A 15,325-nucleotide genomic window follows, 5' to 3' on the forward strand; every position below is an offset into this window, starting at 1 on the left:
CGGTGGGTGATACGCCCGCCTCGGCTTCGTCCTTCGGCGGGATCTGGCCGGTAGCTGCGGCTCTCTGCTTGCTCAGGCCGGTAGTTGGAGCGACTTCGTCTGCTCGAACTCGCGGATGCCCTCCGCGCCCAGTTCTCGGCCCACCCCGGACGCGCCGTAGCCGCCGAAGGGGGCCGAGGGGTTGAAGCGGGCGTCGTTGATGTCGATCTGGCCTGCTCTGAGGTGGCGGGCCACCTGCTCGGCGTGGGCCTGGTCCGACGACCAGACTGTCGCCGCCAGGCCGTACGGTGTGGCGTTGGCCAGGTCGATCGCTTGCCGTTCGTCGTCGTAGGGGAGGACGGTCAGGACCGGGCCGAAGATCTCCTCCTGGGCCAGGGGGGCGTCCGGCGGTACGTCCGCCCAGGCCGTGGGGGCCATGTAGTGGCCGAGGGGCGGGAGTTCGGGCGGCGTCTCCGAGATGCGTCGGGCGCCCGCCGTCTCCGCCGCCCGTATGTACTCCTGGACCCTGTCGCGCTGGGTCCGTGAGACCAGGGGGCCCAGGCGGCACGCCGGGTCCGTCGGGTCGGTCGGGACGTAGGCCGACAGCGCGGCGCGGATGACGTCCGTCGCTTCCGACAGACAAGCGCGCGGGACCAGCAGTCTGCTGCGGGCCGAACAGGTCTGGCCCGCGTTGTGCAGGGCCGCGTGGACCGCGTCCGTGACGGCCGTGGGGAGGTCCGCGTCCGGGAGGACCAGCGTCGCCGACTTGCCGCCCAGCTCCAGGCAGATCCGTTTGATGCCCGCGCCCGCCGCCGCGCCTACCTCCCGGCCCGCCCGTAGCGAGCCCGTGAAGGACACCACGTCCACGCCGTCGGCCGACGCCAGCGCGCGGCCCGCCTCCGTGCCCCGGCCGGGGACGAGGTTGAAGACGCCCGGGGGGAGGCCCAGGCCGTCCATCAGCGTGGTGAGCAAGTACGCCGACAACGGGGACAGTTCGCTCGGCTTCAGCACCACCGTGCAGCCTGCGGCCAGCGCCGCGCCCACCTTGGCGATCACCTGGTGCAGGGGGTAGTTCCACGGCGTGATCGCGGCCACCACCCCGGCCGGCTCGCGCAGCACCAGGGAGTGGCCGATCCGTTCCTCGCCCGGGTCGGCCTTCAGGGCCTCGGCGAAGCCCTCCAGGACCTTCAGGGGAAGTCCCGCCTGCACCTTGCGGGAGAAGGAGAGGGGCGAGCCCATCTCGCGGGTGATCAGCCGCGCCATGTCCTAGTGGTGCTCGGCGAGCCCGTCGCGAAGCGACAGCAGCACCTGCGCGCGGGCGGCGCGGTCCGTGGCGGCCCAGACCGGTCCCGCCGCCCGCGCCGCCGCCACGGCCCGCCGTACGTCCGCCGCGCCGCACGCCGGCACCCGGGCGAACTCCGTCTCGGTGGCCGGATTCTCGACGGGGAGCGTCTCCCCGGTTTCCGGAGCGGCCCAACGGCCGTCCAGATAAACCGAGCCAAGTGGCAATGAATCCATGTCCGGTGAAAAACCCTTCAGGCGTCGGGTGGTGCATCAGGTAAGTCAAACCCTCGCCCAACCGGCGTACAGACGACTGGAGGCAACCTGAATGGACAACTGCCCCCGGACGTGACTCGGCGGCCGTCCGAAGAATTTTGTGACTAGGGTGTCGAACCGTAATTGGCCGGTCGTGTTCGTCTTCCGATGGAGAGGCCATCAGTGACCCTGACTCACATTCGCCCACCGCATGGCGACAGCGCCTGGATCAAGAGATACCGACCGCTGGAGTCACCCTCTCTGCGGCTTTTCTGCCTGCCGCACGCGGGCGGCAACGCCGGCGCGTTCCACGGCTGGGCCCAGGCCCCCCTGGCGGGCGTCGAGACGGTCGCCGTGCAGTACCCGGGCCGTCAGGACCGGCTGGCGGAGGAGTGCCTCCAGGACATGGAGTCGCTCGCCGACGGCGTCGCCGCGGCCCTGGTCCCGCTGCTTGACCGGCCCTTCGCCCTCTTTGGGCACAGCATGGGCGCCGCTGTCGCCTACGAGGTGGCGCTGCGTCTGGAACACCGCTACCGGGCCAGGCCGCAGCGGGTGTTCGTGTCCGGCGCGGCCTCCCCGCGGCGCCCGAGGACCCACACGGACGTACATCTCAGGGACGACGACGAGATGGTGGAGTGGTTCGGTGAACTCGGCGCGATGGACCGGGTGGTGCTGGCGGACCCTGAACTCCGTCCGCTGGTGCTGCCTGCGATGCGTGCGGATCTGCGGCTCATAGAGACCTACCGGCCCGCGGCGGGCCGCACGCTGACCGCTCCGGTCACCGCCTACGTCGGTGACGCCGATCCCAGCGTCGACCCGGACGACGCGCTCGCCTGGCGGGAGCTCACCTCCGCCGAGTTCTCGTCCCGTGTCTTTCCCGGAGGGCATTTCTATCTGTCGGACCACGAAGACGTGCTTCTGGCCGACATCGCCGAACGGCTGGGAGGAAACTGGAAATGATCGGTCACAACGAAGAAATCGCCCGCCGCGTCCGAGAAATCATGGTCGACGTACTCGATCTGCGGCTGAGCCCGGCGGAAATACGTGATGACATCTCGCTCTACTCGCCGACGATCCGCCTCGACTCGCTCAATCTGCTGCAACTACTGATGGCGGTCGAGGCGGAATTCGGCGGCCATATCGAGGACGAGGACATCATGGAGGCGGACCTGGAGAACGTCGGCGACCTCATCACGCTGATCAGCCGCAAAATGCAGACCGCCGCCGTACGGGACGGCGCCGTATGAAGGTGACCCGCAACCAGGTTCTGCTGCACGAGGACGACGTCCCCACCCACTGGTACAACATCCTGGCCGACCTGGACGTGCCCACGGCCGACGTTCGCCGGGCCCGCCCGCGCACCGAACCGGGCGGCGGCGGAGCAGGGCTCGCCCCCAACATCCCGCTGTCGATGTACCGGACCAGCGTGGGCCGCGAGCGCTTCGTGGAGATCCCCGCCGAAGTCCGGGCCGAGTACCAGCGCTGGCGGCCCACCCCGCTGATCCGCGCCCGCGCCCTGGAGCGCGAGCTCGACACCCCGGCCCGCATCTACTACAAGTACGAGGGCGCCAACGGGGTCGGCAGCCACAAGCTCAACACGGCCCTGGCGCAGGCTTATTACTACAAGAAGTCCGGTGTCGCGCACCTCACCACCGGCACGGGCGCCGGGCAGTGGGGCAGCGCCCTGGCTCAGGCCTGCCGGGCCATGGACCTTGAGTGCACCGTGTTCATGGTCCGGGTCAGCCACGACCAGAAGCCCTACCGCCGGGTCCTGATGGAGCTGCACGGCGCCCGGGTCGTACCGAGCCCCGGCGGGCTGACCGAGACCGGGCGGCGGATCCTCGCCGAGAAGCCCGGGAGCGCGGGCAGTGTGTCCATCGCCAACGCCGAGGCACTGGAGTACGCGAAGTCCGTCTCGGGCGGCCGGTTCTGCGTGGGCAGCGGGGAGAACCACGTCCTGCTGCACCAGACGGTCATCGGCGAGGAGGCGCTCAAACAGCTCGAAGCCGTCGGCGAGTTCCCGGACGTCGTCGTCGCCTCCATGGGCGCCGGCAGCAACTTCGCCGGGCTCGCCTTCCCCTTCCACCGGGAGCGGCTGCGCACCGGCGCCGCCACCCGCCTGGTCGCGGTCGAGCCCGAGGCCTGCCCCAAGCTCACCCGCGGCCGGTACGCCTGGGACTACAACGACGTCTCCGGAACCACCCCGATGACGAAGATGTACACCCTCGGCCATACCTTCGTCGCCCCGGACGTGCACGCCGGCGGGCTGCGCTACCACGGCGCCGCTCCGCTGGTCAGCGCGCTGTACGACCAGGGCCTGATGGAGGCCGTCGCCTACGGTCAGAACGACGTCTTCGAGGCGGGCGTGCTGTTCGCCCGCGCCGAGGGCCTGGTGCCCGCCCCCGAGTCCGCGCACGCCGTCCGGGCTGCCGTCGACGAGGCGGTCAAGGCTCGCGAGGAGCGCACCGAGAAGGTCATCCTGCTCAACGTCAGCGGCCACGGCTTGCTCGACATGGCCGCCTACCAGCAGTACCTGGCGGGCGAGCTGGCCGACCACGTCGTCTCCGACGAGGCCATCGACGCCTCCTTGGCGGACCTCCCGGACGTCGAACCCGTCGGTGCGGTGTCATGATCCTCAGCCCCACCGACGAGCAGAGCGCGCTGGCCGAGCGGCTGCGCGCGCTCGGCACCACGCTCGGCGCGGACCTGGCGGAGCGGGAACGCACCTGCTCCCTCCAGCCGGGCGACTGGCAGCGCTGCGCGGACGCCGGGGTGTTCGCGCTGCCCGTCCCCGCGGAGTCCGGCGGCCTCGGCCTGGATCCGCTGACCTGCGCCCTGGCCCTGGAGGGGCTGGGGCGGGGCTGCCGGGACAACGGGCTGCTGATCGCCGTAGGAGCCCATGTGTGGGCGATGGAGCTGCCGTTGCTGCACTTCGGCAGCGAGGAGCACAAGCGCCGTTATCTGCCCGCCCTCGTCGACGGCAGCAGCATCGGCGCGCACGCCATCACCGAGGCCGGCTCCGGCTCCGACGCGCTGTCGCTGTCCGCGACGGCCCGCCGCGAGGGCGACCACTACGTCCTTGACGGCACCAAGCGGTTCGTCACCAACGCACCCGTCGCCGACGTGTTCATCGTCTACGCGACTGTCAACCCCGAGCTCGGCTTCACCGGCGTCACCGCCTTCCTCGTCGACCGCGACACCCCCGGACTCACCGTCGAGACAGGCTTCGAGAAGATGGGGCTGCGCACCGCGCCGTGGGGCGAGGTCGTCCTGCGCGACTGCCGTGTCCCCGTCGCCAACCGGCTGGGCGCGGAGAAGCAGGGCTCGAAGATCCTGGCCACCGCCATGGCCTGGGAACGGTCTCTCATCCTCGCCCCGCTGCTCGGCACCATGCAGCGGCAGATCGACGAGTGCGGCCACTACGCCCGCAGCCGTGAGCAGTTCGGCAGCATCATCGGCCGCCATCCCTCCGTCGCGCACAGCGTCGTCGGCATGCAGGTCCGGCTGGAGGCCGCCAAGCTGCTCACCTACCGGGCCGCCTGGGACCTCGGCCAGGGCATCACCGCCTCGGTGTTCGCCGAGGCCGCCCAGCTGGAGACCAGCGAGTCCGCCGTGCAGACCTTCCTGGACGCCGTCCAGCTCTTCGGCGGCCTCGGTTACACCACCGGCACCGACGCCGAACGCAACCTCCGGGACGCCCTCGGCACCCGGATCTCCTCCGGGACCTCCGACATGCAGCGCAAGGTGATGGCCGACAAGTTCGGCCTCACCGTCCGGGCGCGGCACACCGCGGACGGGAGACACACACCGTGACGACCCTTGCCGACCTGCTCACGCGCGCCGCCGCCGAGCGGCCCGCCGCGCCCGCGCTTCGCGACCACGGGCGGACCCTGTCGTATGCCGAACTCGACCGGGCCGCCGGTTCCCTGGCGGGGGCGCTGCGTGCGGCCGGTGTCGGCCCCGGCGACCGCGTCGGGCTGTGGCTGGCCAAGTCCGCCGAGACCGTCGTAGCCGTGCACGCGGTGCTGCGGCTGGGGGCGGCGTACGTGCCGGTGGATCCGGCGGCGCCGCCGGCCAGGGCGGCGTACATCCTCGGCGACTGCCGGGTCACCGCCCTGGTGACCGACGAGGGGCGGCGTGAGCTGCTGGAGGGTGAGGAGCCGTACCCGGTCGTCCTCGCGACGGACACCGGGCACGAGCCGGTGCCGCCCGTCCGGCCCGGCCCCGACGACCTCGCCTACGTCCTGTACACCTCCGGCTCCACCGGCAACCCCAAGGGCGTGATGCTGTCGCACCGCAACGCCCTGGCGTTCGTCGACTGGGCGGCGGCCGAGGTGGGGCTCGGCGGGGATGACCGGGTGGCCTCGCACGCCCCGCTCCATTTCGACCTCTCCGTCTTCGACCTGTTCGCCACCGTACGCGCCGGGGCCTGTCTCGTACTCGTGCCGGAGAACCGGCGCGGGCTCGGCGTCGCCCTCAACCGGCTGGTCGCGGAGGAGGGGATCACCGTCTGGTACTCCGTGCCGGGCGCTCTGATCCGCATGCTCGACGCGAAGAACCGCGAGCTGCTGGAGTCCGGGCCGCTGCGCCGAGTGCTGTTCGCGGGCGAGAGGTTCCCGCTCAAGCACCTGCGGCGGCTGCGCGCGGCCCTGCCCCGTGCGGAGCTGTACAACCTGTACGGGCCCACCGAGACGAACGTGTGCACCTTCCACCGCGTCACCGACGAGGACCTCGCCCCCGGCCGCACCGCCCCGCCGCCCATCGGCCTGCCCTGCCCCTACGCCAAGGCCGTGCTGCTGGACGCGGCCGGCGGGCCGGTCCCCGATGTGCCGGGCGCGGAGGGCGAGCTGTGCATCGCCGGTGACTCGGTGATGCTCGGCTACTGGGGCCTGCCGCAGGACTCCCCGGGCATCCACCGCACCGGCGACCTGGTCCGCCACGAGGCAGGCCACGGGTACGTCTTCCTCGGCCGCCGCGACCACATGGTGAAGGTCCGCGGCTACCGCATCGAGCCCGAGGAGATCGAGGCCCGGCTGCTGGAACTGCCCGAGGTCCACGAGGCTGTGTGCGTCGCCGTACCGGACCCGTCCGGCGGCTCCGACGCCACCACCCTGGAGGTCCACCTCGTGCCCGCCGCCGGGGTCCGCCCCGACCCGGCCGACCTGCGCCGGCACTGCCTGAAGACCCTGCCCAACTACATGGTGCCGTCCGCCTTCCATCTCCTGGAGGCCCTCCCGCGCACCTCGACCGGCAAGGCCGACCGTCGGGCGCTCGCTGCCGGGGAGGCGCCGTGCCCGGCACAGTCCTGACCCTGGACGTCCCCAGCGCCGTCCTCGGCCGAACCAAGCGCGCCACCGTCCTGCTGCCCGCGGACTACGGGGAGGCCGGCCCCGCCCACCCGGTCCTCTACCTGTTGCACGGTTACGGCGGAGGGCGCGGCACCTGGCTGGAGCGCACCCGGCTCGGCGAGCACCTGGACGGCAGCAGGCTGATCGTGGTCATGCCCGAGAGCGGGCGCCGCTGGTTCGTCAACGACCACGCCGGACTGCGCTACGAGGACCACTTCGTGCGCGAGCTCGTCCCGGCCGTCGACGGCCGCTTCCACACGCTTCCACAGCGGTCCGCGCGGGCCGTCGGCGGATTCTCCATGGGCGGAGCCACGGCCCTCTTCCTGGCCCTGCGCCACCGCGCCCTCTTCGGCGCCGTCGCCTCCCACGCAGGCGCCTTCGAGGCACCCCGACGAATCGGCGACCCATACCGCGAGCACCGCGGCGACCCGGGGTTCGTCATGCCGACCGTGGAGAGCCACGAACGGGTGTGGGGGCCGCCGGGCAGTGCGACCAGAGAGACGTACGACCCGTACCGGCTGATCGCACGCGAGGAGCCGCTGCCGCCGCCCGCGCTCTACCTGGACGTCGGCACCGGCGACCACGCGCGCATGCTCCGGATGAACCGCTGCGTGCGTGCCGCCCTGGAGGAGCAGGGCTGGCCGGTGGAGTACCGGGAGCGGCCAGGCGGCCACGACTGGGAGTTCGTGGACGGCGCCCTGCCCTCGGCCCTGAACTTTCTGCACGACCGGCTCGCCGGAACCAACCTGATCGGAGTGTGAGCCGCCCATGACGGCTGACGAGAAAGCCCCCGTCGTGGTGGTGGCCAGGCCGCGCGACGGCGTCGTGACCGCCACCCTGAACCGCACCCACCGCGCCAACGCCCTCACCGAGGAGGTCTTCGCGGCACTCGGCGCGCTCTGCGTCGACCTCGCCCAAGACCCCTCGGCGAGGGTGCTGGTCCTGAAGGGGGCGGGGGAGACCTTCTGCTCCGGCTACGACATCGACGAGGTCGGCCGGGTCGCCGACCTTGGCCCGCTGGAGCTGACCGGGCTGCTGGAGCGGCAGTCAGCGGTGATCGCCGCGCTGCGCGAGCTGCCGCAGCCCGTGGTGGCAGCCGTCGACGGCGTCGCCGCGGGGGCGGGCCTGTCGCTCGCGCTCGCCGCCGACGTCCGCGTCCTGACCGCCCGCGCCCGGCTGCGCGCCGCCTTCGTGCGCATGGGCCTGTCCGGTGGAGACATGGGCGCCTCCTGGCTGCTGCCCCGGATCGCCGGCTTCGGCTTCGCCTCCGAGATGCTGCTCACCGGACGGTTCGTCACCGCCGAGGAGGCCCTCCAACGCGGGCTCGCCAGCCGGGTCTGCGCCATCCAGGACCTGATGCCGAGCGTGATGGACGCCGCCGAGCAGATCGCCGGCAACAGCCCCGTCTCGCTGCGCCTGACCAAGCACATCCTCCAGTCCAACGCCGACGCGCCCTCCCTGCGCGCCGCACTGGACCGCGAGATCCCCGTACAGGTCGTGGCGGCCAAGTCGCCCGACGTCCGGGAGGCGGTGACCGCGTTCCAGGAGCGCCGCCCCCCGCTGTTCACGGCCACCCCCGAGGAGTGAGAACCATGCCCCCGACCATGACGACCTGGGCGCCGAAGCTGATCGGCTCTGCCGAGGCGGGCGTCGACGCGAGCCCGGAGGGGCTCGCGGAGTTCCTGCGCGGCACCGACCTCGGCGACCTCCTCGTCCGCGAGAAGGCCGTCGTCCTGCGCGGCTTCGCCGTCACCCAGGACTCCTACGACCCCCTCGCCAACCTGCTGCTGCCCGACCGGCTCGCCTATGTGCACGGCAACTCCCCGCGCACCAAGGTCGGCCGCAACCTCTACACCTCCACCGAGTACCCGGCCGAGTACGAGATCTCCATGCACAACGAGATGTCGTACGCCGCCTCCTGGCCCTCGCGCATCCTCTTCCACTGTGCGATCGCCGCCGAGACGGGCGGTGCCACCCCGGTCGTCGACGGGCAACTGTGGCTTCGGTCCCTGGACGCCGAGGTACGCGAGGCGTTCGCCGGCGGCGTCCGGTACACACAGAACCTGCACGACGGTGTCGGCTTCGGCAAGAGCTGGCAGGACACGTTCGAGACGGACGACCGCGCCGTGGTGGAGGAGTTCCTGGCGGGCACCGGCGCCGACCATGAGTGGCTCGCCGACGGCTCTTTGCGGGTGAGCCAGGTGCGTCCGGCCACCCTCACCCACCCGGTCACCGGGACCGAGGTCTGGTTCAACCAGGCCGACCAGTTCCATCCCGCGGGTCTCGGCGACGACGCCGCGGCGCTGGCCGCCGTGATTCCCGAGGACGAACTCCCCCAGCGCGCCGTGTTCGCGGACGGCTCACCGATCCTCGACGCCCACGTGCGCCATGTCCAGGAGACGGGGATGCGACTGGCGATCGACGTGGACTGGCAGGAGGGCGATCTGTTGTTCGTGGACAACGTGGCCGTCGCGCACGGCAGGCGGGCCTACACGGGCCGACGACGGATCCTGGTCGCCATGTCCGGCTGATCGGGGAACACCTGCCGGGATACACATCAAGAAGGGGGAGGCCACCGCGGCCTCCCCCTTCCTCTCGTTCAGTGGTCCCGGTACACGGCCTGCACGGCCATCCGGCGCAACCCCTCTGCCCAGTCGGCTCGAACCGTCCCCCGCAGCGCGTCCTGCGCCGCGGCCATCCGCTCGGCGATCACTGACTCGACCCGGTCCCGGACGCCGGTCCGCAGCAACAGATCGTGCAGCTCGTCCGGGTCGGTCGCGGCCAGTTCGTCATCCACCAACTCCCGCACCTCCGGCACCGTCTGCAACGCCAACGACATCAGCAGCGTCATCTTGTGCTGCTTGAGATCCAGCCGAGCGGGCTTGCCCGTGGCGGTCGCGCTGCCGAACGCGTCCAGCAGATCGTCCCGCAACTGGAACGCCTCACCCACCGCGAGGCCGTATGTCTCGAACGGCGCCACCAGCTCATCGGCTCCGGCGAGCCGCGCACCCATGGCGAGCGGCCGGAAGACCGTGTACCGACCGGACTTGAACAAGGCGATCCAGCTGGACAGTTCCGCGTCGGGGGTGAACCGGGCCGCCGCCCGCACATCCAGGAACTGACCGATCATCAACTCCGTGCACAGCTCACCCCAGACCGGCCGCACCCGCTGCGGGCAGCCGGCGAGCAGCCGTTCGGCGTACACCAGCGCCAGGTCGCCCGCGAGGACGGCCACGCTCTCGCCGTAGCGCCGGGCCTCACCGCGCCAGCCCCGGTCCGCGTGCAGGGCGGCGTGGGTGCTCTGTGCCGTCGGGGCACCGCGGCGCAGCTCGGCGTCGTCCATCACGTCGTCGTGCAGCAGAGCGAAGCTGTGCAGCAGCTCGAGCGCCGCCGCGACGTCGACGATCTCCTCGGCCCGGGGGTCGCCCCCACCTGCCAGATAGCCGGCCACGCAGAACGCGGGGCGCAGCCGTTTTCCTCCGCTGCCGACCATATCGGCGACGCAGTCGATGAGTTCCGTCGAATCCGGGTTGAGGGATTCCCACACCCGGCGCTCATGGTCGAGGAAATCCCTCAGGCGCTGTTCGACGCGGTGCAGCAGATCGTCGCGGGCCGTGAGTATTTCCGTCATGTCGGTGTCCGTGAATTCCTGGCTCACCGGCGGGGCGGTCGACATGTCAGCTCTCCTCGTGCCGGGCAGCGGTCGGACCGGACTGAATGAATGACGCTGCCTCATCTCGTCCAATGGCATCGCCCATTCTCTCCGCGCACCGTCCTCAGCAGGGGCAGGGGCAGCTCCCCGTCCAGCGACCGTCCAGGTGGGGCGGATCCGGCGGACATAGTCTCCGCATGGCAAGAAAGCCGGATCCGTGTGAAGCGACCACGGCGATGAAAAGCGCCGGTCCGGGTCCGCCGCATATTTCTGGGTGAGGGTGACGAGGAGTCATGGAGCGATCTCAGTCTTCTTTCGACGGTGCGCAGATATTTCCTCTGACCGGTGCGCAGTCAGGGGTGTGGTTCGCGCAACAGGTCGAGCCCGACAGCCCGATTTTCCGGGCGGCGGAATACCTGGAGATCGACGGCCCGCTGGACCCGGAACTGTTCGAGCGGGCCCTGCGGCGCCTCGTCGACGAGGCGGACGCGCTGCACGTCCGCTTCCTGGAGGCCGAAGAGGGCCCCCGGCAGACGATCGGCCCCGCACCCGAGTGGACGCTGCACGTCGTCGACGTCCGCGCCGAGCCCGACCCGCGCCAGGCAGCCGAGGCGTGGATGGACCGCGACCTGCGCCGCCGCATCGACCTGACCCGCTCCCCGCTGTTCACCCAGGCCCTGTTCCGGGTCGGCGCGGACCGTTGGTTCTGGTACCACGCCTACCACCACATCCTCCTCGACGGCGTCGGCGCCTCCCTCCTGGTCCGGCGCGTCGCCCACCTCTACACGGCACTGGCCGAGGACACCGAGCCCGACCCGTCGCCCTTCAACTCGGTGCGCACCCTGCTGCGCGACGACGCCGACTACCGCGCCTCCGACGCCTTCGGCGAGGACCGCGCCTACTGGACGGAGCGCTTCGTCGACCGGCCCGACCCGGTCGCCCTCTCGCCGCGCCCGCTCAAGGCGACCGCCGAGTTCGTCCGTCGTACCGTCGTCCTGTCCGAGGACGTCCAGCGTGACCTGACCGACGCCGCCGAGCGGATCGGCGTGGCCCGCTCCCGGATCGTCGTCGCCGCCACCATGGCGTACCTGCACCGCCTGACCGGGCTCGCGGACGTCGTCGTGGGTCTGCCGGTCACCGCGCGCACCCAGGACGAAGTCCGCAAGGCCCCCGGCATGGTCGCCAACGTGCTGCCGCTGCGCGTGGCCGTCGGCCCCGCCACCACCCTGGGCGACCTGCTTTCCGGCACCCGCACCGCCCTGCGCGAGCTGTCCGGCCGTCAGCGCTACCGCGGTGAGGACCTGCGCCGCGACCTCGGCCTCGGCCACGAGCACCGCCGCTTCTTCGGACCGCTGCTCAACGTCGTCCCGTTCTCCTACGACATCCGCTTCCACGGCCACCGCGCCGACGCCCACAACATGTCGCTGCGGCTCATCGAGGACCTCGCGGTCTCGGTGTACGACCGCGCCGACGGCAGTGCGATCCGCGTCGACTTCGACGTCCACCCCGAGCTGTACGGCGCCGAGGAACTCGCCGCCCATCAGGAGCGGTACGTCCGCTTCCTCGGCCGGGTCGCCCGCGCCTTGGAGGACCCCGACACCCCTGTCGGACGCCTGGACTTCGTCGACGCCGCCGAACGCGACCTCGTCGTCCCGCAGGCGCTCCCGGTGGCAGCCGACCCCGCCGCCACCTTCCCCGCGCTGTTCGAGCGGGCGGCGGCCCGCTTCCCCGACTCACCGGCCGTCCTCTTCAACGGCGAGACGCTCACCTACGCCGAACTCAACGCCCGCGCCAGCCAGTTGGCCCGCCGTCTCGCCGCCCGTGGCATCGGCCCCGAGGACCGCGTCGCCCTGCTCCTGCCGCGCTGCACCGACCTCGTCGTCGCCGTGCTCGGCGTGCTCAAGGCCGGTGCCGCCTTCCTGCCCCTGGACCCCGGCTACCCGCGCGCCCGCATCGATGACGTCCTCGACGATGCCGCCCCGGACTGCGTCCTCGCCCACTCCGCCACGGCGCCCCTCGCCGAGGCCTGCGGGGCTCCGGTGCTCGTCCTCGACGCCTCCGCCGGTGCAGCGGCGCCCGCCGAGAACCTCGCCGACGCCGACCGCACCGCCCCGCTCACGGTCGACCACCCGGCGTACGTGATCTACACCTCCGGCTCCAGCGGCCGCCCCAAGGGCGTCGTCGTCACCCACCGCGGCATCCCGCACCTCGCCGACACCTTCGTCGGCCACATGCGGGTGCGGCCCGGCGACCGCGTCCTCCAGTTCGCCTCCCTGGGCTTCGACGCCATGGTTCCCGAGCTGTGCATGGGCCTGCTCGCCGGCGCCGCCCTCGTCCTGGCGCCGGCCGACCGGCTGATGCCCGGCGACCCGCTGGCCGCCCTCACCCGCGAGGCCGGCGTCACCCACGCGATCCTGCCGCCGTCCTCCCTCACCGTCATGAACCCCGAGGGCGACCTGCCCGCCGACATGACGATCCTCGTCGCGGGCGAGGCCTGCCCCGGCGAGCTCGCCGACCGATGGTCGGCCGGACGGCTCTTCCTCAACGGCTACGGCCCCACCGAGACCACCGTCTGCGCCACCATCAGCGCACCCCTCTCCGGCCCCGGCGAACCGCCCATCGGCCGTTCCGTCATCGGCAGCCGCGCCTACGTCCTCGACGCCGCCCTCCAGCCGGTGCCGCTCGGCGTGACCGGCGAGCTCTACGTGGCCGGCGCCTCCCTGGCCCGTGGCTACCTCGGCCGCCCCGCCCTCACCGGCGAACGCTTCGTCGCCAACCCGCACGGACTGCCCGGCGAGCGCATGTACCGCACCGGCGACCTCGTGCGCCACCGCTCCGACGGCACCCTGGAGTTCGTCGGCCGCGCCGACGAGCAGGTGAAGATCCGCGGCTACCGGGTCGAGCCAGGCGAGGCCGAGGCCGCCCTTATCGAACTGGACGCGGTTGCCCAGGCCGCCGTCACCGTGTGCTCCGGCCCAGGCGGGGTCCCCGCCCTCGCGGGCTACCTCGTGCCCGCCGACGGCCACGACCTCGACCTCGCCGCCGTCCGCGCCGCGCTGGCCGACCGCCTCCCCGGCTACCTCGTGCCCGCCACCCTCACCGTCCTCGACGCCATCCCCGTCACCCCCCACGGCAAGACCGACCGCAAGGCCCTCCCAGCCCCCGTCGGCGAAACCGTCCGCACCGGGTACACCGCGCCGCGCACCCCGCGCGAGGAACGCCTGTGCGCCCTGTTCGCCCAGGCCCTGGAGCAGCGGCGGGTTGGCATCGACGACGACTTCTTCGAGCTCGGCGGCCACTCCCTGCTCGCCGCCCGCCTCAGCCGCCGCGTCCGCACCAACCTCGGTGTCGAGTGCGGGGTGGACGCCGTCTTCAAGGCGCCCACCGTACGGCGCCTGGCCGAGCGCCTCGCCGACGCGCCGGCCGCCCGCCCCGCGCTGACCCCGGTCCCGCGCGACGGCGACCCCGAACTCTCCCCGGCCCAGCGCCGCCTGTGGTTCCTGCACCGCCTGGTAAGTGCCGGCAGCGCCTACCACATCCCGCTCGTCCTCACCTTCGACGGCGACCTCGACACCGACGCCCTTCGGGGCGCCCTCGGTGACGTCGTCGCCCGCCACGAGGTGCTGCGCACGGTCTACCCCGAGCACGAGGGCACGCCGCGCCAGCACATCACCAAGGCTGGAGCGGAGCTGCGCCATCGCTCGGCTGCCGAGGCAGAACTGTCGGGCCTGCTCTCCGAGGAGACCGCGCGCCCCTTCGACCTGAGCACCGAACACCCCCTGCGCGCCACCTTGTTCACCGTCGACCGGCAGCGCCACGTCCTGCTGCTCCTGCTGCACCACATCGCCGCCGACGGTGAGTCCCTCGCCCCGCTGCTGGCCGACCTGCTCACCGCCTACGAGGCCCGCACCCAGGGTCGTACACCCGAACTCGCCCCGCTGACCGTGCAGTACGCCGACTACGCCGCCTGGCAGCGGCTCCTGCTCGGTGACGAGGGTGCGCCGTCCGACACGGCCGTACGTCAACTCAGCTACTGGAAGGAGCAGTTGGCGGGCCTGCCCGACCACCTCGACCTGCCCTTCGACCGTCTGCCCGAGGCCGCCGCGAGCGCGCCGCACGCCCGCACCGTGACCGCCGACCTCGACGCGGACACGCACGCTCGCGTCACCGCCCTCGCCCGGTCCGCCGGCGCCAGCACCTTCATGGTGCTCCAGGCCGCGCTGGCCGCTCTGCTCACCCGCCTCGGCGCAGGCGACGACATCGCCCTCGGCGCGCCCGTCGCGGGCCGCGAGGACGAGGCCCTGCAACCCCTCGTCGGCTTCTTCAACAACACGCTGGTTCTGCGGACCGACACGTCCGGCAACCCGACGTTCGGCGAGCTGCTGGCCCGGGTGCGGGAGACCGACCTCGCGGCCTATGCCCACCAGGACCTGCCCTTCGAGCGACTGGTGGAGGAGCTCAACCCGGTCCGCTCGGTGTCCCGGCACCCGCTCTTCCAGGTCATGCTGTCGATGGACGGCTCGCACCGAGAGCTCCCCTCGGTCCAAGGCCTGCGGCTGGGACTGCTTGACGTGCCCAACAGCACGGCGAAGTTCGACCTGTCCTTCAACGTGCGGGAGCGCCAGAGCGGTTCGGGAATCCTGGTCGCTCTGGAGTACCGGGCCGACGCCTTTGACGCCGGTACCGCGCAGGAGCTGCTCGACCGTTATGGGCGTGTGTTGCGGGCGGTGGTGGTGGATCCGGATGTGCGGGTGGGGGATGTGCCGTTGTTGTCGGGGGTGGAGTTTCGGCGGTTGTTGGTGGAGTGGAA

At 72.0% G+C, this 15,325-nt stretch carries 10 protein-coding genes and 1 pseudogene; 9 read left to right on the forward strand and 2 right to left on the reverse strand.

Features of this window, described 5'->3' with window-relative positions; all coding sequences use genetic code 11:
* Positions 1-72: 72 nt before the first annotated feature.
* Positions 73-1,497: pseudogene (locus PV734_RS43780) on the reverse strand (aldehyde dehydrogenase family protein).
* 201 nt (positions 1,498-1,698) lie between these two features.
* On the opposite strand from PV734_RS43780, the gene PV734_RS43785 reads away from it, so the two are divergent.
* The 8 genes from PV734_RS43785 to PV734_RS43820 are packed head-to-tail and all read left to right on the forward strand — an operon-like array spanning position 1,699 to position 9,394.
* Positions 1,699-2,475: a thioesterase II family protein gene (locus tag PV734_RS43785; protein WP_319098155.1), complete on the forward strand. Its 777-nt coding sequence runs from the start codon at positions 1,699-1,701 to the stop codon at positions 2,473-2,475.
* Positions 2,472-2,762 (forward strand): phosphopantetheine-binding protein, encoded by a 291-nt coding sequence (locus PV734_RS43790; RefSeq protein WP_319098154.1) that lies wholly within the window; start codon positions 2,472-2,474, stop codon positions 2,760-2,762. The genes PV734_RS43785 and PV734_RS43790 overlap by 4 nt, the downstream gene beginning before the upstream one ends.
* Positions 2,759-4,147 (forward strand): TrpB-like pyridoxal phosphate-dependent enzyme, encoded by a 1,389-nt coding sequence (locus PV734_RS43795; RefSeq protein WP_319098153.1) that lies wholly within the window; start codon positions 2,759-2,761, stop codon positions 4,145-4,147. The genes PV734_RS43790 and PV734_RS43795 overlap by 4 nt, the downstream gene beginning before the upstream one ends.
* Positions 4,144-5,328 carry an acyl-CoA dehydrogenase family protein gene (locus PV734_RS43800; protein WP_319098152.1) on the forward strand — a complete coding sequence of 395 codons (1,185 nt, stop codon included), beginning with the start codon at positions 4,144-4,146 and terminating at the stop codon, positions 5,326-5,328. Before PV734_RS43795 ends, PV734_RS43800 begins: the two co-directional genes overlap by 4 nt.
* Complete coding sequence (locus PV734_RS43805; protein WP_319294844.1) at positions 5,325-6,824, forward strand: amino acid adenylation domain-containing protein; 1,500 nt, start codon at positions 5,325-5,327, stop codon at positions 6,822-6,824. Before PV734_RS43800 ends, PV734_RS43805 begins: the two co-directional genes overlap by 4 nt.
* Positions 6,806-7,624, forward strand: coding sequence for an alpha/beta hydrolase (locus tag PV734_RS43810; protein ID WP_319098149.1), 819 nt, complete (start codon positions 6,806-6,808; stop codon positions 7,622-7,624). The genes PV734_RS43805 and PV734_RS43810 overlap by 19 nt, the downstream gene beginning before the upstream one ends.
* A 7-nt stretch (positions 7,625-7,631) precedes the next feature.
* The gene (locus PV734_RS43815; protein WP_319098147.1) at positions 7,632-8,450 is read left to right on the forward strand and encodes an enoyl-CoA hydratase/isomerase family protein; all 819 of its coding nucleotides are present in this window, start codon (positions 7,632-7,634) and stop codon (positions 8,448-8,450) included.
* A 5-nt stretch (positions 8,451-8,455) separates the two neighbouring features.
* Positions 8,456-9,394: a TauD/TfdA family dioxygenase gene (locus PV734_RS43820; RefSeq protein ID WP_319294845.1), complete on the forward strand. Its 939-nt coding sequence runs from the start codon at positions 8,456-8,458 to the stop codon at positions 9,392-9,394.
* A 68-nt stretch (positions 9,395-9,462) separates the two neighbouring features.
* On the opposite strand, the gene PV734_RS43825 is transcribed toward PV734_RS43820, so the two are convergent.
* Positions 9,463-10,539 (reverse strand): polyprenyl synthetase family protein, encoded by a 1,077-nt coding sequence (locus PV734_RS43825; protein WP_319098145.1) that lies wholly within the window; start codon positions 10,537-10,539, stop codon positions 9,463-9,465.
* Positions 10,540-10,808: 269 nt separating this feature from the next.
* On the opposite strand from PV734_RS43825, the gene PV734_RS43830 reads away from it, so the two are divergent.
* On the forward strand, positions 10,809-15,325 hold a 4,517-nt coding region (locus tag PV734_RS43830; protein WP_319198849.1), incomplete at its 3' end, for a non-ribosomal peptide synthetase.

It is taken from the genome of Streptomyces sp. AK08-02, assembly GCF_033795085.1.
In the GTDB taxonomy this organism is placed as follows: Bacteria; Actinomycetota; Actinomycetes; order Streptomycetales; family Streptomycetaceae; genus Streptomyces; species Streptomyces echiniscabiei.

Bases quoted from the DNA above. Each gene is read 5' to 3' on its own strand.
- PV734_RS43815 (WP_319098147.1), top strand. From the start codon at position 7,632: ATGACGGCTGACGAGAAAGCCCCCGTCGTGGTGGTGGCCAGGCCGCGC.
- PV734_RS43790 (WP_319098154.1), top strand. From the start codon at position 2,472: ATGATCGGTCACAACGAAGAAATCGCCCGCCGCGTCCGAGAAATCATG.
- PV734_RS43800 (WP_319098152.1), top strand. From the start codon at position 4,144: ATGATCCTCAGCCCCACCGACGAGCAGAGCGCGCTGGCCGAGCGGCTG.
- PV734_RS43820 (WP_319294845.1), top strand. From the start codon at position 8,456: ATGCCCCCGACCATGACGACCTGGGCGCCGAAGCTGATCGGCTCTGCC.
- PV734_RS43795 (WP_319098153.1), top strand. From the start codon at position 2,759: ATGAAGGTGACCCGCAACCAGGTTCTGCTGCACGAGGACGACGTCCCC.
- PV734_RS43825 (WP_319098145.1), bottom strand. From the start codon at position 10,539: ATGTCGACCGCCCCGCCGGTGAGCCAGGAATTCACGGACACCGACATG.